General features: G+C 68.5%; 29 protein-coding genes. 24 read left to right on the top strand and 5 right to left on the bottom strand.

Annotation, left to right across the window (positions count from 1 at the left end):
* Positions 1-3 precede the first annotated feature (3 nt).
* From ACAM54_RS21425 to ACAM54_RS21390, 8 genes are all read left to right on the top strand, one after another.
* The gene (locus ACAM54_RS21425; protein ID WP_369648870.1) at positions 4-918 is read left to right on the top strand and encodes a class I SAM-dependent methyltransferase; all 915 of its coding nucleotides are present in this window, start codon (positions 4-6) and stop codon (positions 916-918) included.
* A gap of 168 nt (positions 919-1,086) precedes the next feature.
* Entirely contained in the window at positions 1,087-1,563 is a 477-nt protein-coding gene (locus ACAM54_RS21420; protein ID WP_015867163.1) for a DUF2244 domain-containing protein, read from the top strand.
* 60 nt (positions 1,564-1,623) lie between these two features.
* Positions 1,624-2,802: a cytochrome c oxidase subunit II gene (gene coxB / locus ACAM54_RS21415; RefSeq protein ID WP_145740272.1), complete on the top strand. Its 1,179-nt coding sequence runs from the start codon at positions 1,624-1,626 to the stop codon at positions 2,800-2,802.
* A gap of 46 nt (positions 2,803-2,848) precedes the next feature.
* Positions 2,849-4,480, top strand: a complete 1,632-nt coding sequence (ctaD, locus tag ACAM54_RS21410; protein ID WP_015867161.1) for a cytochrome c oxidase subunit I — start codon at positions 2,849-2,851, stop codon at positions 4,478-4,480.
* Between the two features lie 32 nt (positions 4,481-4,512).
* Entirely contained in the window at positions 4,513-4,629 is a 117-nt protein-coding gene (locus tag ACAM54_RS21405; protein ID WP_021009071.1) for a cytochrome oxidase small assembly protein, read from the top strand.
* 28 nt (positions 4,630-4,657) lie between these two features.
* Entirely contained in the window at positions 4,658-5,284 is a 627-nt protein-coding gene (locus ACAM54_RS21400) for a cytochrome c oxidase assembly protein (protein ID WP_369648869.1), read from the top strand.
* Positions 5,281-5,490 (top strand): DUF2970 domain-containing protein, encoded by a 210-nt coding sequence (locus ACAM54_RS21395; RefSeq protein WP_015867158.1) that lies wholly within the window; start codon positions 5,281-5,283, stop codon positions 5,488-5,490. The genes ACAM54_RS21400 and ACAM54_RS21395 overlap by 4 nt, the downstream gene beginning before the upstream one ends.
* Before the next feature lie 70 nt (positions 5,491-5,560).
* Complete coding sequence (locus ACAM54_RS21390; protein WP_369648868.1) at positions 5,561-6,442, top strand: cytochrome c oxidase subunit 3; 882 nt, start codon at positions 5,561-5,563, stop codon at positions 6,440-6,442.
* 74 nt (positions 6,443-6,516) lie between these two features.
* Here ACAM54_RS21390 and ACAM54_RS21385 read toward each other — a convergent pair whose 3' ends face one another.
* Positions 6,517-6,738: a twin transmembrane helix small protein gene (locus ACAM54_RS21385; protein WP_015867156.1), complete on the bottom strand. Its 222-nt coding sequence runs from the start codon at positions 6,736-6,738 to the stop codon at positions 6,517-6,519.
* A gap of 36 nt (positions 6,739-6,774) precedes the next feature.
* Between ACAM54_RS21385 and ACAM54_RS21380 the strand changes: the two genes are divergently transcribed.
* Genes ACAM54_RS21380 through ACAM54_RS21355 form a run of 6 tightly spaced genes read left to right on the top strand, consistent with a single transcriptional unit; the run spans position 6,775 to position 11,891 of the window.
* Positions 6,775-7,584: an SURF1 family protein gene (locus tag ACAM54_RS21380; RefSeq protein WP_145740279.1), complete on the top strand. Its 810-nt coding sequence runs from the start codon at positions 6,775-6,777 to the stop codon at positions 7,582-7,584.
* Positions 7,568-8,251 carry a hypothetical protein gene (locus ACAM54_RS21375; protein WP_145740281.1) on the top strand — a complete coding sequence of 228 codons (684 nt, stop codon included), beginning with the start codon at positions 7,568-7,570 and terminating at the stop codon, positions 8,249-8,251. Before ACAM54_RS21380 ends, ACAM54_RS21375 begins: the two co-directional genes overlap by 17 nt.
* Positions 8,252-8,257: 6 nt before the next feature.
* The gene (locus ACAM54_RS21370; protein ID WP_369648867.1) at positions 8,258-9,478 is read left to right on the top strand and encodes a heme A synthase; all 1,221 of its coding nucleotides are present in this window, start codon (positions 8,258-8,260) and stop codon (positions 9,476-9,478) included.
* Positions 9,475-10,380 carry a heme o synthase gene (gene cyoE, locus ACAM54_RS21365; RefSeq protein ID WP_145740285.1) on the top strand — a complete coding sequence of 302 codons (906 nt, stop codon included), beginning with the start codon at positions 9,475-9,477 and terminating at the stop codon, positions 10,378-10,380. Before ACAM54_RS21370 ends, cyoE begins: the two co-directional genes overlap by 4 nt.
* Before the next feature lie 28 nt (positions 10,381-10,408).
* Entirely contained in the window at positions 10,409-11,026 is a 618-nt protein-coding gene (locus tag ACAM54_RS21360; RefSeq protein ID WP_369648866.1) for an SCO family protein, read from the top strand.
* Positions 11,027-11,033: 7 nt separating this feature from the next.
* Positions 11,034-11,891, top strand: a complete 858-nt coding sequence (locus ACAM54_RS21355; protein ID WP_369648865.1) for a DNA alkylation repair protein — start codon at positions 11,034-11,036, stop codon at positions 11,889-11,891.
* A gap of 52 nt (positions 11,892-11,943) precedes the next feature.
* On the opposite strand, the gene rpoH is transcribed toward ACAM54_RS21355, so the two are convergent.
* A complete protein-coding gene (gene rpoH, locus ACAM54_RS21350; protein ID WP_145740290.1) occupies positions 11,944-12,885 on the bottom strand; it encodes an RNA polymerase sigma factor RpoH in 942 nt (313 codons plus the stop codon).
* Positions 12,886-13,031: 146 nt separating this feature from the next.
* Positions 13,032-13,496 carry a DUF962 domain-containing protein gene (locus ACAM54_RS21345; protein WP_145740292.1) on the bottom strand — a complete coding sequence of 155 codons (465 nt, stop codon included), beginning with the start codon at positions 13,494-13,496 and terminating at the stop codon, positions 13,032-13,034.
* A 165-nt stretch (positions 13,497-13,661) separates the two neighbouring features.
* Between ACAM54_RS21345 and ACAM54_RS21340 the strand changes: the two genes are divergently transcribed.
* The 3 genes from ACAM54_RS21340 (at position 13,662) to ACAM54_RS21330 (ending at position 17,369) form a co-directional block, all read left to right on the top strand.
* Positions 13,662-14,375, top strand: coding sequence for a response regulator (locus tag ACAM54_RS21340; protein ID WP_369648864.1), 714 nt, complete (start codon positions 13,662-13,664; stop codon positions 14,373-14,375).
* 10 nt (positions 14,376-14,385) lie between these two features.
* Entirely contained in the window at positions 14,386-16,179 is a 1,794-nt protein-coding gene (locus ACAM54_RS21335; protein ID WP_369648863.1) for an ATP-binding protein, read from the top strand.
* A 128-nt stretch (positions 16,180-16,307) separates the two neighbouring features.
* Positions 16,308-17,369 carry a hypothetical protein gene (locus ACAM54_RS21330; RefSeq protein WP_369648862.1) on the top strand — a complete coding sequence of 354 codons (1,062 nt, stop codon included), beginning with the start codon at positions 16,308-16,310 and terminating at the stop codon, positions 17,367-17,369.
* 24 nt (positions 17,370-17,393) lie between these two features.
* Here the strand turns inward: ACAM54_RS21330 and ftsY are convergent, their stop codons facing one another.
* Positions 17,394-18,638, bottom strand: a complete 1,245-nt coding sequence (gene ftsY, locus ACAM54_RS21325; RefSeq protein ID WP_369648861.1) for a signal recognition particle-docking protein FtsY — start codon at positions 18,636-18,638, stop codon at positions 17,394-17,396.
* Positions 18,639-18,667: 29 nt separating this feature from the next.
* On the opposite strand from ftsY, the gene ACAM54_RS21320 reads away from it, so the two are divergent.
* Both ACAM54_RS21320 and ACAM54_RS21315 read left to right on the top strand, forming a co-directional pair.
* On the top strand, positions 18,668-20,119 hold the full coding sequence (locus tag ACAM54_RS21320) for a M16 family metallopeptidase (protein ID WP_369648860.1): 1,452 nt from the start codon (positions 18,668-18,670) through the stop codon (positions 20,117-20,119).
* A 17-nt stretch (positions 20,120-20,136) separates the two neighbouring features.
* Positions 20,137-21,483, top strand: coding sequence for a M16 family metallopeptidase (locus tag ACAM54_RS21315; RefSeq protein ID WP_369648859.1), 1,347 nt, complete (start codon positions 20,137-20,139; stop codon positions 21,481-21,483).
* A 9-nt stretch (positions 21,484-21,492) separates the two neighbouring features.
* Here ACAM54_RS21315 and ACAM54_RS21310 read toward each other — a convergent pair whose 3' ends face one another.
* Complete coding sequence (locus ACAM54_RS21310; RefSeq protein WP_369648858.1) at positions 21,493-22,410, bottom strand: LysR family transcriptional regulator ArgP; 918 nt, start codon at positions 22,408-22,410, stop codon at positions 21,493-21,495.
* An 80-nt stretch (positions 22,411-22,490) separates the two neighbouring features.
* On the opposite strand from ACAM54_RS21310, the gene ACAM54_RS21305 reads away from it, so the two are divergent.
* Genes ACAM54_RS21305 through ACAM54_RS21285 form a run of 5 tightly spaced genes read left to right on the top strand, consistent with a single transcriptional unit; the run spans position 22,491 to position 26,025 of the window.
* Positions 22,491-23,126: a LysE/ArgO family amino acid transporter gene (locus ACAM54_RS21305; RefSeq protein WP_369648857.1), complete on the top strand. Its 636-nt coding sequence runs from the start codon at positions 22,491-22,493 to the stop codon at positions 23,124-23,126.
* Positions 23,127-23,156: 30 nt separating this feature from the next.
* Positions 23,157-23,825, top strand: a complete 669-nt coding sequence (locus tag ACAM54_RS21300; RefSeq protein WP_369648856.1) for an RsmD family RNA methyltransferase — start codon at positions 23,157-23,159, stop codon at positions 23,823-23,825.
* A 43-nt stretch (positions 23,826-23,868) separates the two neighbouring features.
* On the top strand, positions 23,869-24,372 hold the full coding sequence (gene coaD, locus ACAM54_RS21295) for a pantetheine-phosphate adenylyltransferase (RefSeq protein ID WP_015867138.1): 504 nt from the start codon (positions 23,869-23,871) through the stop codon (positions 24,370-24,372).
* 10 nt (positions 24,373-24,382) lie between these two features.
* Positions 24,383-25,030, top strand: coding sequence for a 5-oxoprolinase subunit PxpB (pxpB, locus tag ACAM54_RS21290; protein WP_369651006.1), 648 nt, complete (start codon positions 24,383-24,385; stop codon positions 25,028-25,030).
* Complete coding sequence (locus tag ACAM54_RS21285) at positions 25,027-26,025, top strand: biotin-dependent carboxyltransferase family protein (protein WP_369648855.1); 999 nt, start codon at positions 25,027-25,029, stop codon at positions 26,023-26,025. The genes pxpB and ACAM54_RS21285 overlap by 4 nt, the downstream gene beginning before the upstream one ends.
* Positions 26,026-26,067: the final 42 nt, after the last annotated feature.

Here is a 26,067-nt window from a genome sequence, read left to right as displayed (position 1 = left end):
CCCATGGCCACCGACCCCGCAAGAAGACCGCCGACCATCGATCCCACGGCGGCCGCGCGCTGGAGCCAGCTCGCGCCTGCCGACGGCTCGCCCTGGCTGCACGAGGAAATCGGCCGCCGCATGGAAGACCGGCTGCAATGGATCAAGGCGCAGCCGCGCACCTGGGCCGACTGGGCGCCGCTGCGCGGCGGCCTCGAGGCGCACGAGCTGGTGGCCCGGCGCTACCGCGAAGCCGCCTGCTTCGTGATCGAACCCGAGGCGAACCTGGCCGCCGCGGCCGGCGAGGCGCTGGCCGCGCCCTGGTGGAGTGCGCGCCGCTGGCAGGGCAGCAAGCTGCGCTTCGACGCACCGCCCGAAGACGGCGTGGACCTGCTCTGGGCCAACATGTCGCTGCACATGGCGGCCGACCCCGAGGCGCTCATCGCGCGCTGGCACCGGCTGGTGGCGACCGACGGCTTCCTGATGTTCTCGTGCCTGGGCCCCGACACGGTCCGCGAGCTGCGGGCACTGCACACGCGCCTGGGCTGGCCGGCCGCGGGCCACGAATACACCGACATGCACGACTGGGGCGACATGCTGGTGCATGCCGGCTTCGCCGAGCCGGTGATGGACATGGAGCGCATCGTGCTCACCTGGGCCACGCCCGAGGCGGCGCTGTCCGAACTGCGCACGCTCGGGCGCAACCTGCATCCGGCGCGCTTCCCGGCGCTGCGCGGCAAGGCATGGCACCGGGCGCTCAAGCATGCGCTGCCCGAGCTGGCGCCGGCGCAGGAGGGCGGCGGGCGCATCGCGCTGACCTTCGAGGTCATCTACGGCCATGCCTTCAAGCCCGCGCCGCGCGTGGCGCTTTCCGCCGAGAGCGCGGTGTCGCTGCGCGAGATGCGTTCGATGCTGCAGCGCGGACGGCCCGGCGCCTGACCGGCGCGCCCGGCCAGCTGCGCATCCGCGACTGGGCGCCTGTGTCTACCCGCTACAATCCGCCGTTGCGTGAAACTCGCGGGTAGTGTTCCGCGAACGAGGTCTGTCCGATCCTGTGGAGACAAGGGGTTGGGCAGCCGTCGACGCACCGATTTGCTGAACTCGCCCGTGTCGAATTCCGTGTTTCGTTTTGCCACCGTTTCAGGCCAGAACATCCACTGGTTCCTGAAGCGCAACTGCTCGGTGACGCCGAGCCAGCTGGGCTGGCTCTACGCCTCGCTGTGCGTGGTATCGCTCGGTATCGGCGCGGTCTTCTGGATGCTCGGTGCGCCGCTGGTTCTGCCTTTTGCCTGGCTCGAACTGGCCGCGGTGGGTTTCGCGTTCATGCTGTACGCACGGCACGCAACCGATGGAGAACGGATTGCGCTGCAGGGCGGCCGGCTGGTGGTGGAGCTCGAGAACGGTGGAGACTACGAGCGCACGGAATTTCTGCCGCACCAGGTGCGGATCGAACCGCAGGCCAGCGATCGTTCGCTGATCGAGGTCTCGGGTCAGGGTCGATCGGTCAGGGTGGGGCGCTATGTACGCCCGGAGTTGCGAGCCGCATTGGCGCGCGAGATTCGCATGGCGTTGCGTGGCGCCTGAGGGCTCGCGCGGCGCTGCACGGTTGGGTTTGTTGAAAAAAATTGAAGAAACGTGAACACGATGAAGAGCATTTGGCGCAATAAGTACAGGCCGGCGAATCTGTTGCTGGCGGCCGGCGCGGCTTTCAGCGGCGCGGCGCACGCAGTCAACGATCTGCCCGGCGGTCCGTCGGTGCGCCAGCTGAATCTTCCGCTGGGCGTCACCAAGATTGCGCAGGAACAGCATTTCCTGCATACGGTGATGATGATCCTGTGCACGGTCATCTTCGTTGCCGTGTTCGCGGTCATGTTCTATTCGATATGGAAGCACCGCAAGTCGGTCGGCCACAAGGCGGCCAACTTCCATGAATCGGTGGTGGTCGAGGTCATCTGGACCATCGTGCCCTTCATCATCGTGATCGTGATGGCGCTGCCCGCCACCAAGGTACTGGTGGCCCAGAAGGACACCACCAACGCCGACCTCACCATCAAGACCACCGGCTACCAGTGGAAGTGGGGCTACGACTACCTGAACGGCGAAGGCGAGGGCCTGGCCTTCATCTCCACGCTCGACAGCTCGCAGCGCGCCATGTCCGACGCCGGCGCCAAGGGTGCCATGCCCGACGACTACCTCTTCAAGGTCGACAACCCGCTGGTGGTGCCGGTCCAGAAGAAGGTCCGCATCATCACCACTGCCAACGACGTGATCCACGCGTTTGCCGTGCCCCAGCTGGGCATCAAGCAGGACGCGATTCCCGGCTTCGTGCGCGACACCTGGTTCCGCGCCGAGACCGTGGGCGACTACTACGGCCAGTGCCAGGAACTCTGCGGCAAGGAACACGCCTACATGCCGATCCACGTGAAGGTGGTCTCGGCTGCCGACTACACGGCCTGGGTCGATGGCAAGCGCAAGGAAGCCGCGGCCAAGCTCGACGATCCAGGCAAGGTCTGGGCCCTGCCCGAGATGCTGACGCGCGGCGAGAAGGTCTATGCTGCCAACTGCGCGGCCTGCCATCAGGCCAACGGCAAGGGCGCCGGCCCGATCAAGCCTCTGGACGCCAGCCCCAAGGTGCTCGATGCGGACCACAAGGTGCAGCTGATGGTGCTGCTCAACGGCCAGAACAACGGTGCGATGCCCTCCTGGAAGCAGCTGAGCGACACCGACCTCGCGGCCGTCGCCACCTACACCAAGAACAGCTGGTCGAACAAGACGGGCCAGCTGGTGCAGCCGGCCGAAGTTCTGGCCCTGCGCGGCAAGTGACCGTGCCCAAGCGCCCCGCGACGAAGAAATTGCAAGGAACAACGAAATGAGTGCAGTCCTCGACCCCCACGGTCACGCCCACGACGGCCACGCACACGACGAGCACCACGCAGCGCCCACCGGCTGGCGCCGCTGGGTGTTTGCCACCAACCACAAGGACATCGGCACGCTCTACCTGCTGTTCAGCTTCACCATGCTGATGGTTGGCGGCGTGCTTGCGCTGCTGATCCGCGCCGAGCTGTTCCAGCCCGGCCTGCAACTGGTGAACCCCGAACTGTTCAACCAGTTCACCACCATGCACGGCCTGATCATGGTGTTCGGCGCCATCATGCCGGCCTTCGTCGGCTTCGCGAACTGGATGATCCCGCTGCAGATCGGCGCATCCGACATGGCGTTCGCGCGCATGAACAACTTCAGCTTCTGGCTGCTGATCCCCGCCGCGCTGATGCTCGTGGGCTCGTTCTTCATGCCCGGCGGCGCGCCCGCCGCGGGCTGGACGCTCTACGCACCGCTCACGCTGCAGATGGGCCCTTCGATGGACGCCGGCATCTTCGCGATGCACATCATGGGCGCCTCGTCGATCATGGGCTCGATCAACATCATCGTCACCATCCTGAACATGCGCGCCCCCGGCATGACGCTCATGAAGATGCCGATGTTCTGCTGGACCTGGCTCATCACCGCCTACCTGCTGATCGCCGTGATGCCCGTGCTCGCCGGCGCCATCACCATGACGCTGACCGACCGCCACTTCGGCACCAGCTTCTTCAACCCCGCCGGCGGCGGCGACCCGGTGATGTACCAGCACATCTTCTGGTTCTTCGGTCACCCCGAGGTCTACATCATGATCTTGCCGGCCTTCGGCATCATCAGCCAGATCGTGCCGGCGTTCTCGCGCAAGCGGCTGTTCGGCTACGCCTCGATGGTGTACGCCACCTCGTCGATCGCGATCCTGTCGTTCATCGTCTGGGCGCACCACATGTTCACGACCGGCATGCCGGTCACGGGCCAGTTGTTCTTCATGTACGCGACCATGCTGATCGCAGTGCCCACGGCTGTGAAGATCTTCAACTGGATCGCCACCATGTGGCAGGGCTCGATGACCTTCGAAACCCCGATGCTGTTCGCGGTGGGCTTCATCTTCGTGTTCACGATGGGCGGTTTCACCGGCCTCATCCTGGCCATCGCCCCGATCGACATCCAGCTGCAGGACACCTACTACGTGGTGGCCCACTTCCACTACGTGCTCGTGGCCGGTTCGCTCTATGCCATGTTCGCGGGCTACTACTACTGGGCACCCAAGTGGACCGGCGTGATGTACAACGAAACGCGCGGCAAGATCCACTTCTGGTGGTCGCTGATCTCGTTCAACGTCACCTTCTTCCCGATGCACTTCCTCGGCCTGGCGGGCATGCCGCGCCGCTATGCCGACTACCCGATGCAGTTCGCCGACTTCAACGCGGTGGCTTCGGTGGGTGCGTTCGCCTTCGGTCTCGCGCAGGTGTACTTCTTCTTCTTCATCGTGCTGCCGACCATGCTCGGCAAGGGCGAGAAGGCAGCGCAGAAGCCCTGGGAAGCGGCTGAAGGCCTCGAGTGGGAAGTGCCGTCGCCGGCGCCCTTCCACACCTTCGAGAACCCGCCCAAGCTCGATGCGACCGCCACCAAGGTGATCGGCTGAACGGCACCAGGCCGCCGGCTTGCATGACCACGATGACCACGCCCGAACAAAAAAGGAACAACCGCCGCATGGGGCTCACGCTGGCCTCCATTGCCGTGCTGTTCTTTCTCGGATTCCTGGTTCGCATGATCTGGTTCGGCGGACGCTGAAGCACAAGCCCACGGAGCCGCCTGCATCATGAGCCTCGGTGAACGCATCAAGCGCGCCAATGTCCGCATGGTCGGCAAGCTGGCCGTGGTGACCTGCGGCATGTTCGCGTTCGGCTATGCCCTGGTGCCGCTCTATCGCGCCATCTGCGAAATGACCGGCATCAACATCCTCGCGCTCAACGAGCTCGAGGTGCCGGGCGGCGCGAGCGGCGGCAAGAACGTGCGCGTGCCCGACAACACGCAGGTCGACACCACGCGCACGATCACGGTCGAGTTCGACTCCAACGTGCGCGGCGGCCTCTGGGACTTCAAGCCCGCCGAGCGGACGATGCAGGTGCACCCCGGCCAGCTCAACACCGTGCTCTACGAATTCCAGAACGTGCAGAACCGCCGCATGGCGGCGCAGGCCATTCCGAGCTATGCGCCGCAGCAGGCCGCGCCGTACTTCAACAAGCTGGAGTGCTTCTGCTTCAACCAGTACACGCTCGACCCGGGCGAGAAGAAGCAGTGGCCCGTCGCCTTCGTGATCGACCCGAAGATCTCCAGGGACGTGAAGACCATCACGCTGTCCTACACCTTCTTCGAAGTCGGCGGCAAGACGCCCGCGGCGCCGGTGGCCGCTGTTTCGAATGCTGCCCATGAGCCCCGTTCGTGACCGCGCCGAACACGCCGCCCAAGGCCACGCTGTGGGACACGGTGAAGGCCGTGTGCTGGTCGTTCTTCGGGGTGCGCAAGAAGAGCGCCTACCAGGACGACCTGGCCAAGCTGAACCCGCTGCACATCATCGCGGTGGCCTTTGCCGCGGTCATCGTTTTCATCGTCGGCCTGGTGCTGCTGGTGCGCTACGTGGTTGCGCCCTGAACCCGGTCCGCATGGCCCACGACATCCAGAACCCATCGAATCGAGAGAAGAAAGAAAGCCAGGAGCTGATATGAGTTCAACCACCCACGGCACCACGCCCTACTACTTTGTGCCCGGGCCGTCCGCCTACCCGGTCATGGCCGCGACCGGCCTGTTCTTCGTGATTCTCGGCGCGGGCCAGTGGATCAACGGCCACCAATGGGGCGCCTGGTCCCTGCTGGCGGGCATGGTCGCGTGGCTCGCCACGCTGTTCGTCTGGTTCCGCACCGCCATCGGCGAAAGCGAAAGCGGCCAGTACGGCCACAAGATCGACCTCTCGTTCCGCTGGAGCATGAGCTGGTTCATCTTCTCCGAAGTGATGTTCTTCGGCGCCTTCTTCACCGCGCTGTGGTGGACCCGCACCCATTCGCTGCCGGCACTCGGCAGCCTCGACAACGCACTGCTCTGGCCCGACTTCAAGGCCGTCTGGCCCAGCGTTGCCGCCGGCGCCACCGGTTCGCCGGCCGACATCGTCGAGCCCTTCCAGACCGTCGGCCCGTTCTGGCTGCCCACGATCAACACCGCGCTGCTGCTGAGCTCGGGCGTGACGCTTACCATTGCCCACCACGCGCTGCGCGCCGGCCATCGTGCCCAGACCATCCGCTTCATGTGGCTCACCGTGCTGCTCGGCGTGCTCTTCCTGGGCGTGCAGGGCTACGAGTACCACCACCTGTACACGGACCTGAACCTCAAGCTCAGCTCCGGTGCCTACGGCTCGACCTTCTTCATGCTGACCGGCTTCCACGGCCTGCATGTGTTCATCGGCATGCTGATGCTGCTGTTCATCACGCTGCGCCTGCAGAACGGCCACTTCACGCCGGAGCGCCATTTCGGCTTCGAGGGCGCGGCCTGGTACTGGCACTTCGTCGACGTGGTGTGGCTCGGCCTCTACATGCTGGTGTACTGGCTTTGAGCGACCCCCGCGGCATGCAGAAAAAAAGGCGCCGGAAGGCGCCTTTTTCATGGTTCTCGTGGAACGAGCACCATCTACTTGCCGAGCGGGAGCCCGGTGGGCTGGATGTAGCCGAATTTCCAGGCCAGCAGCATGCAGAGGAACAAAAACACCGACAGGCCGATCCGAAAGGTGAGCGCGCGCGCCATGCCGCCGCTCTTGGCGCGCCCGTTGCGCCCGTCTTTCAGCATGTAGAAGAGCGCGAAGGCAAGGCTCGCGAAGATGCCCACGAAAACCAGGGCGACGAAATATTTCATGACCCCGATTATCGGCCGCACGCCTCATCCACTCCAGTGACGCCGGAACCCCTTCATTCCGCCCGCCCGAGGCCCAGGCGGGGCCGCTTCCTGGTGGTCACGCTGGCCGCGGTGCTGGCCCTTTCCGCCACAGTGTCGCTGGGCCGCTGGCAGCTGTCGCGCGCCGCGCAGAAAGAGGCGCTGCAGGCCGAGATCGAGGCCCAGAAGCAGAAACCGCCGCTGGCCCAGGCCGAGTTCCTGGCGCTCGAGGCGCCGGCCGGCGAACTGCACCGGCCCGTGCGGCTGCGCGGCCTCTGGCTGACGCCCCAGACGGTCTACCTGGACAACCGTCAGATGCATGGCGTGCCGGGCTTCTACGTGCTGACGCCGTTCGCCCTGGAAGGCAGCGACCAGGCCGTGATGATCCAGCGCGGCTGGGTGCAGCGCAACTTCAACGACCGCACGCAGCTGGGCGCGGTCGAGACGCCGCCGGGCATCGTCGAGGTCACGGGCCTGATCGAGCCGCCGCCGGGCCATTTGTTCGAACTCGGCAAGCCGGCTGCGGCGGCCTCGGCACCGGAATCCGCGGGGTCTTCGCCCATCCGGCAGAATCTCGACCTGGAAGCGTTCCGCGCCGAAACCAAGCTGCCGCTGCGGACCGATGTGTCGCTGCAGCAGGTCGGCCCCGCTTCCGAGGGGTTGCAGCGCGACTGGCCGGCCCCCGCTCTGGGTCTGGAGAAGCACTACGGCTATGCATTCCAGTGGTTCGGGCTTTCGGCCCTCGTGGTCATCCTCTATGTCTGGTTCCAAATCATTTCCCCCTACCGCCGCTCGCGGCGCCGCGCACGCGATGAACGCAGCCTCTGACGAACCGCTGGGCCTGACGGTGCACTCGATGCCGTCGCCCAACCAGGCGCTCGACGGCGCCGAGGGCCGCCGCACGGTGGCCGGGCGCTGGAAGATGATTGCCGTGATGCTGATGTGCGCCGCGCCCGTCATCGCGTCCTACTTCACCTACTACGTGATCCGGCCCGAGGGGCGCAGCGTCTACGGCGAACTCATCGATCCGCAGCGCACGCTGCCGGCATTCACGGCAACGGACCGCAGCGGTGCGCCGGTCGACCTGGCCACGCTCAAGGGCCAGTGGCTGCTGGTGGCGGTGGCCGATGCGGCCTGCGACGCGCTCTGCGAACAGCAGCTCTACCTGCAGCGCCAGCTGCGCGAAAGCCTGGGCCGCGAGAAAGACCGGCTCGACCGCGTCTGGCTCGTGAGCGATGCGGCGCCCGTTCCGGCGCGGCTGGACAACGGCCTGCGCGGCGCCACGGTGCTGCGCGTGCCGCCCGAGCAGCTCGCCAGGTGGCTCGCGCCGGTTCCGGGCCATGGGCTGGCCGAGCACCTGTATGTGGTCGATCCGATGGGCAACTGGATGATGCGTTTTCCGGCCCGCATGGACGCCGCGGGCGCCAGCCGCGCCAAGCGCGACCTCGACCGCCTGCTGCGCGCTTCTGCCTCCTGGGACGAGCCCGGCCGCTAGCACCGCATGATGGACACCGGCTCGCTCTACGACCTCACCCCCGTCGCCTGGCTGATGGCGGCCGGCGTGCTGATCGCGCTCGGCCCGCTGCTGTGGGTGTGGCGCCGCAACGCGGGCGCCGGACCGGCGCGCCGGCTGCATGCGCTCACTGTGCTGACGCTGTTCCTCACCTTCGACCTCACGCTGTTCGGCGCCTTCACCCGGCTCACCGATTCGGGCCTGGGCTGCCCCGATTGGCCGGGCTGCTACGGCAACGCGAGCCCGGTGGGCGCGCGCCACGAGATCGCCATGGCGCAGTCGGCCCAGCCGACCGGTCCGGTCACGCACAGCAAGGCCTGGGTCGAGATGGTGCACCGCTACCTGGCCACCGGCGTCGGCGTGCTGATCCTCGTGCTTGCGGGCGCCACCTGGGTCGTGCGGCGGCGCCAACGCCGCGCGCCGCCCGCGCCGGGGGACGGCGAGCACGCCACGCTCAGCGCCTGGTGGCCCGCGCTCACGCTGGCCTGGGTCTGCCTGCAGGGCGCGTTCGGCGCGCTCACGGTCACCTGGAAGCTCTTTCCCGCCATCGTCACGCTGCACCTGCTGGGCGCCGTGGTGCTGCTGGTGCTGCTGTGCATCCAGGCGGTGCGCTACCGGCAGGCCGCCGCGGACCGCCTGCCCACGGCCGTGTCGCCCGCGCTGCGCAACGGGCTGATCGCCACCTCGGCCCTGCTGCTGCTGCAGATCGCGCTCGGCGGCTGGGTCAGCACCAACTATGCGGTGCTGGCCTGCACCCAGTTCCCGACCTGCCAGGGCAGTTGGTGGCCGCCAATGAATTTTGCGCAGGGCTTCGAGATCTGGCGTCACCTGGGCGTGACCGGCAGTGGCGTGCCGCTCGATTTTTCCGCGCTCACTGCCATCCACTACGTGCATCGGCTGATGGCGTACGCCGTGTTCGCCGCGCTGGGCGTGCTCGCGTGGCAGCTGCGCCGCACGCCGCCGCTGCGGCCGCAGGCGCGCTGGCTCGCGGGGCTCGCGCTGCTCCAGCTGGCCACGGGCCTGGGCAACGTGCTGCTCGGCTGGCCGCTGCTCGCCGCGGTCCTGCACACCGGGGGCGCTGCGGCGCTGGCCGTGGTGCTGACATGGGCGCTGTGCGAGAGCCGCCGCGGGGCTGCGGCTGCTTTCGCACACGACAGAGACAAGGCGCCCGGCGCCCCACACAACAACCAGAGGGAGGCCGCCGCGTGAGCACGCCGATTTCCGTGCAGCAGACAAGCACTGCCAATGTGCTGCGCCAGTTCTATGCGCTGACCAAGCCGCGCGTGGTGCAGCTGATCGTTTTCTGTGCCCTCATCGGCATGGTGCTGGCCGTGCCCGGGCTGCCCTCGTGGGCCGACGTGCAGCGCGCCGCGCTGGCCTGCATCGGCATCTGGCTGGTGGCGGGCGCGGCGGCGGCGTTCAATTGCCTGGTCGAGAAGGGCATCGACGCCAAGATGAAGCGCACTGCCTGGCGTCCCACGGCGCGCGGACAGCTCAGCGACCTGCAGGCGCTGGTGTTCTCGGCGCTGCTGTGCGCGGCCGGTTCGGCGCTGCTGTGGTTCCAGGTCAATCCGCTCACCATGTGGCTGACCTTTGCCACCTTCGTCGGCTACGCAGTGATCTACACCGTGATCCTCAAGCCGCTGACGCCGCAGAACATCGTGATCGGCGGCGCCTCGGGCGCAATGCCGCCGGTGCTGGGCTGGGCCGCGATGACCGGCGACGTGGGCCCCGAGGCGCTGATCCTGTTCCTGATCATCTTCCTGTGGACACCGCCGCATTTCTGGGCGCTGGCGCTCTACCGCGTCGAGGACTACCGCAAGGCCGGCCTCCCGATGCTGCCCGTCACGCACGGCAACGAGTTCACGCGGCTGCAGGTGCTGCTCTACACCTTCATCTTGTTCGCGGCCTGCCTGATGCCTTTCATCTACGGCATGAGCGGCTGGCTCTACCTGGCGGTGGCGGTGGGCGTGAGCATCGGCTTCACGGGCTACGCCTTCGCGCTCTGGCGCAACTACTCCGATGCGCTGGCGCGCAAGACCTTCCGGTTCTCGCTGATCCACCTGAGCGTGCTGTTCGCGGCACTGCTCGTCGACCATTACCTCCGTTGATTGATTGACTGATCGGACGCCCGTGCCCATGAACAAGCGAAATGCCCTGAAACTGATTGCCGGCGGTGCGGGATGGGCCGGCATGGCCGCCACCCTGGGCCTCGGGCTTTCGGCCTGCAGCGAAGCCAAGCCCAGCTTCAATGCGGTCGACATCACCGGCGCCGACTACGCCCGCGACTTCTCGCTGAAGGATGCCGACGGCAAGCTGCGCACGCTGGCCGACTTCAAGGGCAAGGTGGTTGTGCTGTTCTTCGGCTATGCGCAGTGCCCCGATGTCTGCCCCACCACCATGACCGAGATGGCGCAGGTCAAGCAGCAGCTCGGCAGCGATGGCGACAAGTTGCAGGTGCTGTTCGTCACGGTCGACCCGGCGCGCGACACGCCCGAGGTGCTCAAGGCCTACATGGGCGCATTCGACCCGGCCTTCGTCGCGCTGATTCCCACGGCCGACCAGCTCGCCCAGCTCGCCAAGGACTTCAAGGTCTACTACAAGAAGGTCGAGGGCAAGACCCCCACCAGCTACTCGATGGACCATTCGGCCGCCAGCTTCGTCTACGACACCGATGGCCGGCTGCGGCTTTATGCGCGCTATGGCGCCGGCGTGGCGCCCATGGTGTCGGACGTCAAGGCGCTGCTCAAGTCCTGACCGGGCCGTGACCTATCTGCCTCCCATGGACGCCGCGGTCGCCGTGGCCTCCGTCGAGCACCTGAAGGCGCGCCGGGGCGCCTTCCGCATCGCTCTCATCCCGCCCGAGGTGCTGCGCGCGCTCAACGACGGGCTGCTCGAGACCGTCAACCTCAACGAATTCATGGCGCTCGAATTGCCGCAGCTCGCGCGCAGCGTGGCGGCCCATATCGGGCTGGATCCGGCGAGCGAACGGCTGGCCGACACCATCGCCATGCTCGGCGCGTTCAAGCCGATGCAGCGGCACGGCCATATTGCGCGGGCGCTCTACGACCTGGCGGCGCTGCATGCCGAGCGCGACGCCGTTGCCCACCGGCTGGCCACGCACGCAAGCGACGTCGCGCGCTGCTGGGCCGCGCAGTGGGTCACGCTCTCGGGCCTGCCGCTGGCGGCGCAGCTGGGGGCAGTGCGGCGCTTTGCCGCCGACCCGCACTTCGGCGTGCGCGAAATCGCCTGGATGGCGGTGCGCGATGCGGTCATCGGCTCGCTCGACGAGTCGCTTGCGCTGCTGCAGCCGTGGACGGCCGACGCCGATCCGAACATCCGCCGCTTCGCCAGCGAGCTCACGCGCCCGCGCGGCGTCTGGTGCGCGCAGATCGATGCGCTCAAGGCTGAACCCTGGCGCGCGCTGCCGCTCATCGAGCCCTTGCGGGCCGACGCCAGCCGCTACGTGCAGAACTCGGTGGCCAACTGGCTCAACGACGCGAGCAAGACGCAGCCGGAGTGGGTCGACCGGCTCTGCGCACGCTGGGTGGCCGAGTCGGACACACCCGCCACCCGCTACATCGCCCGGCGGGCCCTGCGGACGCTGGCCAAGCAGGCATGAAAAAAGCCCGGCGCGCGGCCGGGCTTGTTCGGGTGAAGCGCAGGGACGGGGCTCAGGCGAAATCTGCCAGCGCCTTCTTCATCTTCTTCATGGCCGCGACTTCGATCTGGCGAATGCGCTCGGCACTCACGCCGTACACCGCCGCCAAGTCGTGCAGCGTCATGCCGCCCGAGCCGTCGTCGTTGACCTTGAGCCAGCGCTCTTCGACGATGCGGCGGCTGCGGTCGTCCAGCGCTTCGAGCGCGGTGGCGATGCCGTCGCTCGAGAGCCGGTCGCGCTGCTGCGACTCGAGCAGGGCGGTCGGCTCCTGCGTGGCATCGGCCAGGTAGGCGATCGGACCGAAGGCCTCGTCGCCGTCGTCCGACGGACCCGGATCGAGCAGCACGTCGCCGCCCGACAGGCGGGTTTCCATTTCCAGCACTTCTTCGGGCTTGACGTTGAGCCGGGTCGCCATCTGCGACACCTCGTCGGGGCTCAGCGTGTCGCGGTGCGTGCCGTTGTCGGCCGCAGCCGAGTCGGCCTTGAAGCCCTGCTTCATCGAGCGCAGGTTGAAGAACAGCTTGCGCTGGGCCTTGGTCGTCGCGACCTTGACCATGCGCCAGTTCTTCAGGATGTATTCGTGGATCTCGGCCTTGATCCAGTGCATGGCGTAGCTCACGAGCCGCACGCCCTGGTCGGGGTCGAAGCGCTTCACGGCCTTCATGAGGCCGACGTTGCCTTCCTGGATCAGGTCGCCGTGCGGCAATCCGTAGCCCAGATACTGGCGCGAAATGGACACCACGAGGCGCAGGTGCGAGAGGATCAGCGCACCGGCCGCTTCGAGGTCGTTGTGGTCGCGCAGACGGCGTGCGAAGCCCTGCTCTTCTTCGAGCGTGAGCATCGGCAGGCGGTTGGCGGCCGAAATATAAGCATCCAGGTTGCCCAGCGGCGGCACCATCGACCATGGATTGGCGACGGCGAGCTGGTTGGCAGAGGCTCCAGACAGCGTGGTCATCAGGGGAAACTCCTTTGTATTGGGCATATTAGCACTCGATTAGAGGGAGTGCTAAACCAAGGGTTCCCCCTAAGTTTCTATCGCACCGATAGCCAAAGCTGTCAGCCGGACGGCGATCCGGCCTGCGGCGGCGTCCGACCTGGGGATCACCAGCGGATACCGAGGCGCAAAAACAGCTTCGAAAGTACGAACAGAGGCCCCACCCAAAGATATTGGATGTCTTCGAAGAAAGAAGGTTTCCTGCCTTCGATCCTGTGGCCGATGAACTGGAAGATCCAGGCCACCACGAAGATGGCGGCGGAAATCGGCAGTACAAGGCTTCCCATGGCATGAACCAGCGCCAGCACGAGGGCCGTGCCGGCCAGCATGGCGGCCAGGAAGGCAGGGGAGCGCAGGGTGGCGTAGTAGACCAGGCTCGCGGCCACGAAGACGTAGGCGGCCCAGGGATGCAGCGCATACAGCAGGCCGACGAGACTCAGCATGATGGCCGGGATCGCGGCGAAGTGAATCAGCTCGTTGGTCGGATGGCGGTGGCTTTCGCCATAGTGGGCCAGCAGCCGGTCGACCTTGCGCTCGCCCGCTGCCAGCGGGACATCGGCGGTGTGCATCATGCTTGTCTCCAAAACGCCGTTCGATGCGGCGGGTAGCGCATGGTGCTCCCGCGCGCAGTGGATGGCAAGTGCTATGAAAAGAAGAGCAAGCGCTGCCCCGAAACGGCGGCTACCCCATGACTTAGTGCACTGTTGCGCGCCGGGCGCGTCGCTAAGATCGACCGCGTGGCTTCGCTCGAATCTCCCTCCAACCCGCTGCCGCCGACCCTGGAGGGCGGCATCCCCGCGCATCCGCCCGGCGCGATCCTGGTGGTGGACGACCACGACCTGCTGCGGCTCGGCGTGCGCGCGCTGATCGAGGCGCAGACCGCTGCGTCGGGGGCGGGCATCGAGGTCTTCGAGGCCGCCAGCGCGGCCGAGGCGCTGGCGCTGTACGAGAAGCACCGCGAGTCGATCCGCCTGGTGCTGCTGGATCTGGCGCTGCCCGATACCCATGGCCTGAGCGGCCTCGCGGAATTTCGCCTGCGCCACCCGTCGGCCCGCATCGTGGTGCTGTCGGGCACCGGCAACACCTCCCTGGCACAGGGAGCGGTGGCACTGGGCGCGAGCGCCTTTCTTCCGAAGTCGGCGGACCTGAAGGAGGTGGTGGGATTCATCCGCGCCTGCGGCCTGCTCGAGCCCGGCGCGTCTGAAGCTCCCCCTCCCGCCACCGTGCCGAAGGCGCCCGGCAGCTATGCCGAATCGGCCCAGGCCAGCGCCTGGCAGGAGCTCACGCCGCGCCAGATGCAGGTGCTGCAATGGGTGCTCGACGGCAAGGCGAACAAGGAGATCGCCCAGCTCGCGAACCTGAGCGAAGGCACGGTGAAGAACCATGTATCGACCATCCTGCTGCTGTTCGGCGTGCGTTCGCGTGCGCAGCTGATCAGCAGCCTGCGTTGAGCCGCCGCGCATGGCCGACACGCCGCTGAACCAGCGCGTGCTGCGCGAGCACGTGGCGTCGGTCTATTTCAACTACAACGCCACTTTCCTGGCCCGCGTCGTCTTCGTGCTGGTGCTCGGTGCGTTCATGTACCTGCAGCTGGGCGACCCGATGGTGCTGCCCTTCGTCGTGCTGCACCTGACGCTGTATCTGTGCATGTACTTCACGCCGCGCTGGAATCCGTCGGTCCCGGCGGCGGACAGTGCCTGGTGGGCGCGCAGGATCACCCGCATCGTGACCCTGCTCGGGTTTGCCGATGCGCTGGCGCCGTGGATCTTCGTGCCCGCGGGCAACCTGCCGGTCACCGCCGCGCTGATGGTGGTGATGATGGGCAACTGTGCCCGGGCCGTGCAGTCCCTGCGGCCGCTGAAGGCGGCGCTGTTCGGCCATACGCTGCCCATGATGGGCGGGCTGATCGTTGCCCTGGCGTGGCAGCGCGATTCCATCCATCTCTTTCTCGCGGCCTTTGCCTCGATCTACCTTTTTCTCATGCTGCGCGTCGGCGTGCAGGAGCACAGGCTGCTGGCGGACTCGCTGGTCCTGCGCTTCGAAAAGGAAGCCCTGGCCGTGCGGCTGGAGGAGCAGATTGCCGCCACCGAGCGCGCCAGCCAGGAAAAGACCCGCTTCCTGGCCAGCGCCAGCCATGACCTGCGCCAGCCGCTGCACGCCATCGCGCTGTTCGGCGCCGCGCTCGAGAACGAGCTGCGCGGCCGGCCGGAGGAAGTGAATGCGCAGCGCCTGATGCGCGCCGTCAATGCGCTGGGCGCCTCGCTCGACATCATGCTCGACATCTCCCGGCTGGATGCCGGCGTGGTCACGCCCGTGCTTCAGGCCGTTCAGCTCGATGCCCTGTTCCTGCCGCTCAACCACACCTTCTCGGCCCAGGCCGAGCAAAAGCAGTTGCAGTTGCGCGTGCGCGCCAGCGGCTTGTGGGTGCGCAGCGACCCCCAGCTGCTGCATCGGATGCTGTCCAACCTGCTGGACAACGCCCTCAAGTACACCGCGCGCGGCGGAGTGACGGTGACGGCCCGCGAACGAGGGGAGTTCGTGTGGATCGAGGTGCGGGACACCGGCATCGGCATTGCGCCCGAGCAGTCGAGCCGGATCTTCGAGGAGTTCTATCAGATCGACAATCCGGGGCGCGACCGCTCGCGGGGGCTGGGCATCGGCCTGTCGATCGTGCAGCGGCTCTCGCAACTGCTGGGGCATCCGGTGCAAATGCATTCGCGGCTGGGTCGCGGCACCCATTTCCGCGTCGTGCTGCCGGCCGTTGCTCCGCGCGCCGGCGCGCTGGCCGGACACTTCCCGCCCGACGCTGCGGCGCCACGGCAGGAAAAGCGGCCCGGGCGAGCGGCGCCGGCACTGCCCGCGCGGGTGCTGCTGCTGGACGATGAATCGGAAATCCGGGAAGCCATGACGGGCCTGCTGCGCTCGCATTCGATCGACGCGCTCGCCGTCGCGGATGAAGCCGCCGCCGCCGCGGCCTTGCAGCAGGCGAGCAGAGAAGGGCGGTCCTTCGACCTGTTGATGTGCGACTACCGCCTGGCCGATGGTGTCGATGGGCTGGATGTCGGCCTGCGCCTGAGCGGCCGAGGACAAGGCGGGCTCGCGACCCCGTTGCTGCTGATCACAGGCGAGACCTCGCCCGACAGGCTGCAGCGTGTCCGGGAATCGGGCGTTCCCGTGCTGTTCAAGCCCGTGGCCACCGATTCGCTGTTCCGGATGATGGTCACAGCGGCAAGCTCGGAACGCCGCAGGATTTAGTACTTTCGAGCTCGTTGCCGGCAATTGGCAGGAATTGCCGGCAATGTCATGACTTTTGGCACTGGTGGCCCTCAGGCCCCCCGACATACCTTCCATGGGTCGCACACATCGATCAGGGAGGATTCCAAATGCGTTTCAAGCTTGCAGCGGTTGCGGCCGCAGTGGCCGCCACACTGGCCCTCGCGGCCTGCGGTGGCGGGGGAGGCGGAGGCGGAGGGGGTGCCGCATTGCCGATCGGCTGGGGCAACGGCGTTCCGCCGCCTCCCGCACCCGCGCCGGCTCCGGCGCCCGCACCGGCCCCAGCGCCCGCACCAGCCCCAGCGCCCGCACCAGCACCGGCGCCCGCCCCGGCCACCCGCACCTTCATGTACGAGGCCTTGCCGCCTGCCGCCGACGCTGCGGCGTTTCTCGATCAGCTCAATGCACAGGGCGCCAGGGCCTTCCGCTTCTTCAGCGGCCTGGCCTTCCCAACCAGCCCGACCGGTGCGGAAGTCGTCGAGGCCTACGTGAAGGACGCCGGAACCACCTATGCCTTCGAGCTGCTGCCAGACACCGGCTCCGTGGCGGACCTGCAGGCCCAGCTCAACGCCCAGGGCGCCCGAGGTTTTAAGTGGGGCGGGCCATATGTGGTCGGCGGCCAGATCCGCACGCTCTACCGCAAGGACAACAGCTCGGCATCGACCTACACCTATGCCGTGCTGGCGGCACCCACCGACAGCGCCGCCTATCTGGCCCAGATCAATGCGCAGGGCGGCAACGGCTACTACAGCGTCGGCGGTGCTTACATGGTTGGCGGAGCCACGGTGCTGGTCTTTCAAAAGGACGCGCAAGGCAGCGCCACCTACGGCTATGAAGCGCTGGACCAGCCCGGCAGCGACGCCGATTTCCTGGCGCAGCTCGAGGCGAAGGGCGCCCAGGGCTTCCGGTTCAAGACCGGTTATGTCTTTTCGGACGGCACGAAGCTGCTCTACGAGAAAGATCTGTCGCAATCGGCCACGTTCAGCTACCAGAACCTGCAGCCCGCGGCCAACAGCGCGGGCTACATCGCGCAGGCGAATGCCGAAGGTGCCAAGGGCAACGCCCTGGTGGGCGACTACATGCTGCCGGGTGGCCAGATCAGGACCCTCTACGTCCGGCCCGCCAACTGCAGCGGCTTTCTCTGCGATACCCGCTCGCTCTTCGGCTTTTGAGCGGCGCGTTCTGCTGCTGGCGCGTCAGCCCAGCAGCGCCATGGCGAACTCGCGTGCGTTGAAGGTCTCGAGGTCTTCGAGCTTCTCGCCCACGCCGATGAAGTAGACCGGAATCGGCCGCTCGCGCGCAATCGCGCAGAGCACGCCGCCCTTGGCGGTGCCGTCGAGCTTGGTCACCACCAGGCCGGTGAGGCCCAGGGTCTCGTCGAAGGCCCTGACCTGCGCCAGGGCGTTCTGCCCGGTGTTGCCGTCGATCACCAGCAGCACCTCGTGCGGCGCGCTGGCGTCGGCCTTGGTGACGACGCGCTTGATCTTCTTGAGCTCGTCCATCAGGTGCAGCTGCGTCGGCAGCCGGCCTGCGGTGTCGACCAGTACCACGTCCTTGCCGCGCGCCTTGCCCGCCGTGACCGCGTCGAAGCTCACGGCCGACGGGTCGCCGCCTTCCTGGCTCACGATCTCGACCGTGTTGCGGTCGGCCCAGACCAGCAGCTGCTCGCGCGCCGCCGCCCGGAAGGTGTCGGCCGCCGCCAGCAGCACCGAGGCACCCTCGCTGGCCAGGTGCTTGGTGAGCTTGCCGATCGAGGTGGTCTTGCCGGCGCCGTTGACGCCCGCCACCATGATCACCGTCGGCGTGAACTGGCCGATCACCAGCGGCTTTTCGAGCGGCTGGAGCAGGTCGGTGATGGCATCGGCCAGCAGCCGCTTCACTTGCGCCGCGTCGGTGGCCATCTGGCGCTTGACGCGGCCGCGCAGGTCCTCGAGCAGGTACTCGGTGGCCTTGACGCCGGCATCGGCCATCAGCAGGGCCGATTCGAGTTCCTCGTACAGCGCTTCGTCGATCTGGGCGTTGACGAACACCGCCTGGATGCCGGTTCCGGTCTTGCGTAGGCCGGTCTTGAGCTTGTCGAACCAGCCCTTGCGCTCGGCCGGCATGGCGACCTCGGTGGCGAGGGCAGGCGGGGGCGGGGGGACGGTCGGAACGGCCGGCGTGGGTACCGGTGCAGCAGGCACGGGGGCGAGGTGCGGCGCCGCGGCTGGCGCCGGAGGGGGCGCGACCGGGGGCGCCATGTCTGGCGCTGCAGGCGGCGGCACCGCTTCCTCTGCGGCAGGCTTGGAGCCGAACCAGCTCGACGGAGAGAACACCGAGCGCGCCGGTGCGGCAGCGGGCGCAGGCGCGGGCTCGGGTGCAGGTACCGGCTCGACGGCCCGTGAGGGCGCCGGCGCGGCCGGGGATTCGGCAGGCGGTTTTTTCTTGAAGAAACTGAACATCGGGAGCTTTTTACAATCCGACCCATTCTATGAAACACCCCTCGCCACGCCGTGCTGCGTCCGGTGCGGTGCTGGCAATGGCGCTTTGCGCGCCGTGGGCCATGCCTGCGCAGGCCCAGTCCACACCGGTTTCCGCCGCTCCATCCGACACTGCCGCGGCCGCATCCGCACCCCAGCAATTCACCCTCGCCAACGGCATGACGCTGCTGGTGCAGCCCGACCGGCGCGCGCCCACCGCAGTGCAGATGCTCTGGGTTCGCGTGGGCTCGGTCGACGAGGTCGACGGCACCTCGGGCGTGGCCCACGTGCTCGAGCACATGATGTTCAAGGGCACCAAGGACATCAAGCCCGGCGAGTTCTCGCGCCGCGTGGCGGCGCTGGGCGGCCAGGAGAACGCCTTCACCACGCGCGACTACACCGGCTACTACCAGCAGATTCCCGTGGGCAGCCTGGAGCAGGTCATGAAGCTCGAATCGGACCGCTTCGCCAACAACCAGTGGTCCGACGACGAGTTCAAGCGCGAGATCGAGGTGGTCAAGGAAGAGCGCCGCCTGCGCACCGAAGACCAGCCGCGCGCGCTGCTCGGCGAGCAGCAGAACGCGGTCGTGTTCATGGCCTCGCCCTACCACCGCCCGGTGGTCGGGTGGATGAGCGACCTCGACGCCATGACACCCGACGACGCGCGCGCCTTCTTCCGCCGCTGGTACGTGCCCGCCAATGCCGCCGTGGTGGTGGTGGGCGACGTCGACGTGGCCCAGGTGCGCGCGCTGGCCGAGAAGTACTACGGCCGCATTCCCGCGCGCGCCGTGCCCGCGCGCAAGCCGCGCACCGAGCCGGCGCAGCGCGGCATCCGCCGCATCGAGTTCAAGGCGCCGGCCGAGCAGGCCTACGTGTCGCTCGCCTTCCGCATTCCGCAGCTGGAGAACATCGATGCCGCGGACAGCGACGTGTGGGCGCTCGAGGTGCTGTCGGCCGTGCTCGACGGCTACACGGGCGCACGGCTCGACCGTGCCCTGACCCAGGGCCCCGACCGCGTGGCCGATTCGGCCGGCGCCTACTCCGGCCTGGCCGGCCGCGGGCCTCAGCTGTTCACGCTGGTGGGCGTGCCGGCCCACGGCAAGAGCGCCGAAGCGGTGGAGGCGGCGCTTCGCGCCCAGGTGGCGCGCGTGGCGAAGGAAGGCGTGAGCGAAGCCGAACTTGCGCGCGTCAAGACGCAGTGGGTGGCCAGCCAGACCTACAAGCGCGACTCCGTGATGGCGCAGGCCCGCGAGCTCGGTAGCAACTGGGTGCAGGGGCTGCCGCTGGACACCAGCGCGCGCATCGTCGCGAAGCTGCAGGCCGTGACCCCGGCCCAGGTGCAGGCCGTGGCCGGCAAGTACTTCGGCGACGACCAGCTCACCGTGGCCACCCTGCGCCCCCTGCCGCTCGAAGCCAGGCCGCGCGGCCGCGGTTTTGCCGCCCCGCAGGACGAGCTGCGCTGAAAGGCCCGGATTCTTCAATGACCCCCATGACAAAAATCCTGCGCTCCGCGCTGTTCGCGGCCGCCACGGCCTTCGCAGGCCTGAACGCCGCACAGGCTGCGCTGCCGATCGAGCACTGGACGCTCGCGAGCGGCGCCAAGATCTACCTGGTGTCGACCCAGGCGCTGCCCATCGTCGACGTGCAGATCGATTTCGACGCCGGCAGCCGGCGCGATCCGGCAGGCCAGGCCGGCCTGGCCAGCGCGACCGCGACCATGGTCGAGAAGGGCGTGCGCGCCGGCAGGAACGGCGAGCCCGCGCTCGACGAAAACGCGCTCGGCGAAGCCTGGGCCGACCTGGGCGCCGAGTTCGGCACCAGCGCCGGCACCGACCGCGCCAGCTACTCGCTGCGCACCCTGTCTGATCCGGCGCTGCTGGCCAAGGTGGTGGCGCTGGCCTCGCGCGAGATCGGCGAGCCGGCCTTTCCCGACGACGTCTGGCTGCGCGAGCGGGAGCGCATCAATGCCTCGCTGAAAGAGGCCAACACCAAGCCGGCGACCATCGCGGGCCGTGCCTTCGCGAAGGCCGTCTACGGCAGCCATCCCTACGGGCAGGAAGTCACCGAAGCCACGCTGGCGCAGATCGACACCGCCGCGATGCGGCAGCGCTACCAGGAGCTGATCGTGCCGTGCCGGGCCAAGCTCAGCATCGTGGGCGCCGTGACCCGCGCCGAGGCCGAAGCCATGGCCACCGCGCTGCTCTCCCGGCTGCCCGGGCCCGAGGCGTGCACGCCGCTCCCGGCGATCGCACCGGTGGCCGCGCTCACCGCGCCCAAGGACGAGCGCATTCCGTTCGCCTCGGCCCAGGCCCACGTGCTGATCGGCCAGCCCGGTTACCCGCGCAAGGATCCCGACCATTTCGCGCTCACGCTCGGCAACTACGTGCTGGGCGGCGGCGGCTTCGTCTCGCGGCTGACCAACGAAGTGCGCGAGAAGCGCGGCCTGGCCTACAGCGTCTACAGCGGCTTTGCGCCGGGCCTGGACGCCGGGGCGTTCCGCGTGGGCTTCCAGACGCGTCCCGACCAGGCCGAAGAAGCGGTGAAGGTCTCGCGCGACGTGCTCGCCAGGTTCGTGGCCGAAGGCCCGACCGCCGCCGAGCTCAAGGCCGCGAAGGACAACCTGATCGGCGGCTTTCCGCTCTTGCTGGACAGCAACCGCAAGCTCATCGGCAACGTGGCCAACATCGCCTGGCACGACCTGCCGCTCGACTATCTCGACACCTGGACCGCGCGCATGGACGCGGTCACGGCGGCCGAGGTCCGGGCCGCCTTCGCGCGCAAGCTGCAGCCCGAACGCATGGTGACGGTGGTGGTGGGCGGCAAATAAGGCCGCGTTTCAGCGCAGGGCGTGCGCGCCGCTTGCAGCGGCCGCGCGCACCGCGGCCTTGAGGCGCTCGAGCAGTTGCGGCGCGGCGCGTGCCTGCTGCCAGTAGAGCGGCACCTGCAGCGCCGATCCCGGCACCAGTTCCACCAGCGCGCCCGTGCGCATCGCCTCGGCCGCCATGCTGGCCGGCAGCATCCCCCAGCCCATGCCGGCGCGCGCCGCGTCGACGAAGCCCTGGGCCGAGGGCAGCCAGTGCCGCGGCGTCTCGATGCTGCGATGGCAGATGCGTCGCACCCAGCGTGCCTGCAGCCGGTCCTTGCGGTCGAACACCAGGCTCGGCGCATGGGCCAATGTGCGCGCGCCCACGCCCCTGGCGAAGTAACGCTCGACGAACTCCGGGCTCGCGGCGGCCACGTAGTGCATGCTGCCCAGCGCCTCGCTGTTGCAGCCGGCCACCGGTTGCGCCAGGGCGGTGACGGCCGCCAGCACCGCGCCGCTTCGCAGGCGCTCGGCGGTATGGTCCTGGTCGTCCACGGTCAGGTCGAGCAGGGCGGATTCTTCCTGCCTTGCAAAGGCCGCGGCGGCGGCCATGAACCAGCTGGCCAGGCTGTCGGCGTTCACCGCCACCCGCACCGTGACGCGCTCGGCCCCCTCGCCGCTTCGGCCGCCCATGCCGAGCGCGGGCAGCGCCTCGCGCAGTTCGTGCTCCAGCATGCCCACGCGTTCGATGTGCCGGCACAGCTGCCGTCCGGCTTCCGTTGCGACGCAGGGCTGGCCGCGCACCAGCAGCGCGCCGCCCGTGCGCTCCTCGAGCAGCTTCACGCGCTGCGAGACGGCCGAGGGCGTGACGTTCAGTGCGCGGGCCGCGCGCTCGAAGCTGCCTTCGCGCACCACGGCGGCCAAGGCATTCAGGGCGGCGTAGTCGAGCATGATCGTGTGAATTAGAAAAATTGAATATGGCTTAGAAGGTTTAGTTTGAGTTAATACGAGCGAGGCGGCAAGCTGGCGCTATGGTCATCGAACAAATCTCTGCCGCATTCGTCAACGGGCTCTTGATGAGCCTGGTGCTCATCGTCGCCATCGGGGCGCAGAACGCCTATGTGCTGCGGCAGGGCCTGCGGCGCGAGCATGTGAGCGCCGTGGTGCTGTTCTGTGCGGCGAGCGATGCGGTCCTGATCACGGCAGGCGTGGCTGGAATGGCGCAGGCACTGAAGGGGCGGCCCGCATTCGCCACTGCACTCGCCGGCCTCGGTGCGCTGTTCCTGGGTGCCTACGGGCTGCGCGCGCTGTGGCGCGCCCGGCAGCCCGGCGCGCTGCACGCAAAGGCGCAGGGCGCATCGCTCTCGCGCACCGCGGTGCTGGCGCAGGCGGCGGGCTTCACCCTGCTGAATCCGCATGTCTATCTCGACACCGTGCTGCTCGTGGGCAGCACCGGCGCCCAGTACGGCGGCGCGCTCAAGGCCTGGTTCGTCGCCGGTTCGGCGATGGCGAGCGCGCTGTGGTTCTCGGCGCTGGGCTTCGGTGCGCGCTGGCTGGCACCGGTGTTTGCGCGGCCGCGCGCCTGGCAGATGCTCGACGCGCTGATCGGCGGCACGATGCTGCTGCTTGCCGCGCTGCTGGCGCGTCGGGCCTTGCTTGGCACCTGAGCTCGCATGCGGCGGCGTTAAGCTTGCCGCATGCCCCAGAAGAAAGCCGCAGCCGCCAGGCGTTCCCCCTCGACGCCGTCGCCGTCGCCATCACCAAGATCGAAATCGCTGCCGCGCGAGGTGCGCATCATCGGCGGCCTGTGGAAGCGCAGCCGCCTTTCCGTGGCTGACAAGCCGGGCCTGCGCCCCACGCCCGACCGCGTACGCGAGACGCTGTTCAACTGGCTCGCGAGCATCGCGGGCGCCGGCGGCGGCGAGCTGCCGGGCTGGCATTGCGTCGATGCATTCGCGGGCACCGGCGCGCTCGGCCTGGAGGCCGCGTCGCGCGGTGCCGCGAGCGTGCTGCTCTGCGAGCAGGACGCCGCGCTGGCGGCCCAGCTGCAGGCCGCCAAGGCCAAGCTTTCGGCCGAGGCCGTGCGCATCGAGCGCGGCAGCGGGCTCACCGCGCTCGAGCGCGCGCCCGCGGGCAGCCTGGATGCGGTCTTTCTCGACCCGCCTTTCGACAGCACCGCCCTCTACGAACCCGCGTTGCGCGCCGCCGCGCGTGCCGTGAAAGCCGGGGGCGCGATCTACCTGGAGGCACCGCGTCGCTGGAGCGACGAGGAGCTGGCCACGCTCGGCCTTGTAGGTTTTCGTTACCTCAAGGCCGGGGCCGTGCATGCGCACTTGCTGAGGCAGGCCGCAAACGGGACTGCATAATCCGCCGAACAAGCCGCACCGGCTGCATGAGGAAGAAGCAACCATGGCCAGCAACGTGATCGCGGTTTATCCCGGCACTTTCGATCCCATCACCCTCGGCCACGAGGACGTGGTGCGGCGTGCAACCCAGCTTTTCTCCAAGGTCATCGTCGCGGTGGCGGCGGGCCATCACAAGAAGGCGCTGTTCAGCCTGCAGGAGCGCATCGAGATGGCGCGCGAGGCCGTGAAGCCCTACAGCGACCAGGTCACGGTCGAGAGCTTCTCGGGCCTGCTGCGCGACTTCGTGGTGGCGCGCGGCGGCAAGGCGATGGTGCGCGGCCTGCGCGCCGTGACCGACTTCGACTACGAGTTCCAGCTCGCGGGCATGAACCGCTCGCTGATGCCCGACGTCGAAACCGTGTTCCTCACGCCCAGCGACAAGTACCAGTTCATCTCGAGCACCTTCGTGCGCGAGATCGCCATGCTCGGCGGCGAGGTCCACAAGTTTGTTTCGCCCGACGTGGAGAAGCAGCTCGCAGCCAAGGTGCGCAGCCTCGGCCGTGAGTAGCCGGTTTCCCTTGCCGCGCCTGCATCCGCTGGGCGATGCGGCGCTGCTTTGCGAGCTGCCGCCGCCCGCCACGCTGGCGCAGCAGCAGCAGATCTGGGCGCTGGGCGCCGAGGTGCGGCAATGGGCCGGCGTGGGCGAGGTGCTGCCGGGCATGAACAACCTCACGCTGACCTTCGATCCGACCGCGATCGATATCGAGGCGCTGATGGCGCACGTGAACGAGGCCTGGCCGCGGCTCGCGGCCACGGCCGTCGAGGGCCGCAGGGTGGAGATTCCGGTGGCCTATGGCGGCGAGCACGGGCCTGACCTGGCCGATGTCGCGGCCCACACCGGGCTCACGCCGGCCGAGGTGGTGCGGCGCCACAGCGGGGCCGACTACGTGGTCTACCTGCTCGGCTTCCTGCCCGGCTTCGCCTTCATGGGCGGGCTGCCGCCCGAGCTTGCCACGCCGCGCCGCGCCGAACCGCGCACGGCGGTGCCTGCGCGGTCAGTCGGCATCGGCGGTGAGCAGACCGGCATCTATCCGCTGGTGTCGCCCGGCGGCTGGCAGCTGATCGGCCGCACCTCGCTCGAACTCTTCGATCCGTCGGCCGAGCCGCCCACCCTGCTGCGGCCGGGCGACCACGTCCGCTTCGTCGTCGAAAGCGTGCAGGCATGATGCTGGTGCAGAAGCCCGGCATGCTGGCCTCGGTGCAGGACCTGGGGCGGCATGGGCACCGCCAGCTCGGCATCTGCCCCGGCGGTGCGCTCGACGTGCTGGCGCTCACGCTGGCGAACCGGCTGGTCGGCAATGCCGACGGCGCGGCCGGCCTCGAGCTCACCATGGGCGGTTGCGAGATCCGCTTCGAAACCGCCACCCGGATCGCGCTGGTGGGCGACGGCTTCGGCGCGCGGCTCGACGGCGCGCCGCTCTGGCCCTGCTGGAGCATGCCTGTCGCTGCCGGGCAAACGCTCAAGCTCGCGGGCGCCAACGCAGCCGGCGCCAAGAAGGCCGGCTTGCGCAGCTGGCTCGCGGTGGCGGGCGGCATCGACGTGCCGCCGGTGCTCGGCTCGCGCAGCACCGACCTGAAGGCCGGCTTCGGCGGCCACCAGGGGCGCGCGCTGCGCAAGGGCGACCGGCTCCCGCTGGGCGCCACGCCGCTCGATGCCGCCCAGCTCGCCCGGCGTCCGTTCGGCCTGCGCGGTCCGGACTGGGGCCTCGAGGAAAGCGATTCGGCCATCGCCCTGCGCGTCCTGCCCGGCCCCGAGTTCGACCAGTTCACCGTGGCTTCGCACGCGCTGCTCTGGAGCGAGCGCTGGCGCATCACCGCGCAGAGCAACCGCATGGGAAGCCGGCTCGCGGGCGCCGAGCTCAAGCGCAGGCGCAGCGCCGACATGCTCTCGTCGGGCGTCATTCCCGGCACGATCCAGGTGCCGCCCTCGGGCCAGCCGATCATCCTGATGGGCGACGCGCAGACCACCGGCGGCTATCCGCGCATCGGCGTGGTGATCCGCGCCGACCTGTGGAAGCTCGCGCAGGCGCCGCTGGATGGCCGGCTGCGGCTGGTGCAGGTCGACATGGCCGCAGCGCTCGAGGCGTGGGCCGAGCAGCAGCGCTATCTCGCGCAGGTGGCGCAAGGGCTCGCGGCAGCGGGCTGGCCGAGACCGGCATAGACTGTGCGAGCAGCTGGCGCGCGGGCTTGTCCTGGCGCGCCA

The sequence above is a fragment of the Variovorax sp. V93 genome, from assembly GCF_041154485.1.
In the GTDB taxonomy this organism is placed as follows: domain Bacteria; phylum Pseudomonadota; class Gammaproteobacteria; order Burkholderiales; family Burkholderiaceae_C; genus Variovorax; species Variovorax beijingensis_A.
The sequence above is the reverse complement of the archived record's forward strand: the minus strand, read 5'-3'. Positions and strand labels throughout refer to the sequence as shown.

Coding starts and splice junctions, on each gene's coding strand:
- ACAM54_RS21425 (WP_369648870.1), top strand. CDS start 4: ATGGCCACCGACCCCGCAAGAAGACCGCCGACCATCGATCCCACGGCG.
- coxB (WP_145740272.1), top strand. CDS start 1,624: ATGAAGAGCATTTGGCGCAATAAGTACAGGCCGGCGAATCTGTTGCTG.
- ctaD (WP_015867161.1), top strand. CDS start 2,849: ATGAGTGCAGTCCTCGACCCCCACGGTCACGCCCACGACGGCCACGCA.
- ACAM54_RS21405 (WP_021009071.1), top strand. CDS start 4,513: ATGACCACGCCCGAACAAAAAAGGAACAACCGCCGCATGGGGCTCACG.
- ACAM54_RS21400 (WP_369648869.1), top strand. CDS start 4,658: ATGAGCCTCGGTGAACGCATCAAGCGCGCCAATGTCCGCATGGTCGGC.
- ACAM54_RS21390 (WP_369648868.1), top strand. CDS start 5,561: ATGAGTTCAACCACCCACGGCACCACGCCCTACTACTTTGTGCCCGGG.
- ACAM54_RS21385 (WP_015867156.1), bottom strand. CDS start 6,738: ATGAAATATTTCGTCGCCCTGGTTTTCGTGGGCATCTTCGCGAGCCTT.
- ACAM54_RS21375 (WP_145740281.1), top strand. CDS start 7,568: ATGAACGCAGCCTCTGACGAACCGCTGGGCCTGACGGTGCACTCGATG.
- ACAM54_RS21370 (WP_369648867.1), top strand. CDS start 8,258: ATGATGGACACCGGCTCGCTCTACGACCTCACCCCCGTCGCCTGGCTG.
- ACAM54_RS21360 (WP_369648866.1), top strand. CDS start 10,409: ATGAACAAGCGAAATGCCCTGAAACTGATTGCCGGCGGTGCGGGATGG.
- rpoH (WP_145740290.1), bottom strand. CDS start 12,885: ATGACCACGCTGTCTGGAGCCTCTGCCAACCAGCTCGCCGTCGCCAAT.
- ACAM54_RS21345 (WP_145740292.1), bottom strand. CDS start 13,496: ATGATGCACACCGCCGATGTCCCGCTGGCAGCGGGCGAGCGCAAGGTC.
- ACAM54_RS21335 (WP_369648863.1), top strand. CDS start 14,386: ATGGCCGACACGCCGCTGAACCAGCGCGTGCTGCGCGAGCACGTGGCG.
- ACAM54_RS21330 (WP_369648862.1), top strand. CDS start 16,308: ATGCGTTTCAAGCTTGCAGCGGTTGCGGCCGCAGTGGCCGCCACACTG.
- ftsY (WP_369648861.1), bottom strand. CDS start 18,638: ATGTTCAGTTTCTTCAAGAAAAAACCGCCTGCCGAATCCCCGGCCGCG.
- ACAM54_RS21320 (WP_369648860.1), top strand. CDS start 18,668: ATGAAACACCCCTCGCCACGCCGTGCTGCGTCCGGTGCGGTGCTGGCA.
- ACAM54_RS21315 (WP_369648859.1), top strand. CDS start 20,137: ATGACCCCCATGACAAAAATCCTGCGCTCCGCGCTGTTCGCGGCCGCC.
- ACAM54_RS21310 (WP_369648858.1), bottom strand. CDS start 22,410: ATGCTCGACTACGCCGCCCTGAATGCCTTGGCCGCCGTGGTGCGCGAA.
- ACAM54_RS21305 (WP_369648857.1), top strand. CDS start 22,491: ATGGTCATCGAACAAATCTCTGCCGCATTCGTCAACGGGCTCTTGATG.
- ACAM54_RS21300 (WP_369648856.1), top strand. CDS start 23,157: ATGCCCCAGAAGAAAGCCGCAGCCGCCAGGCGTTCCCCCTCGACGCCG.
- coaD (WP_015867138.1), top strand. CDS start 23,869: ATGGCCAGCAACGTGATCGCGGTTTATCCCGGCACTTTCGATCCCATC.
- ACAM54_RS21285 (WP_369648855.1), top strand. CDS start 25,027: ATGATGCTGGTGCAGAAGCCCGGCATGCTGGCCTCGGTGCAGGACCTG.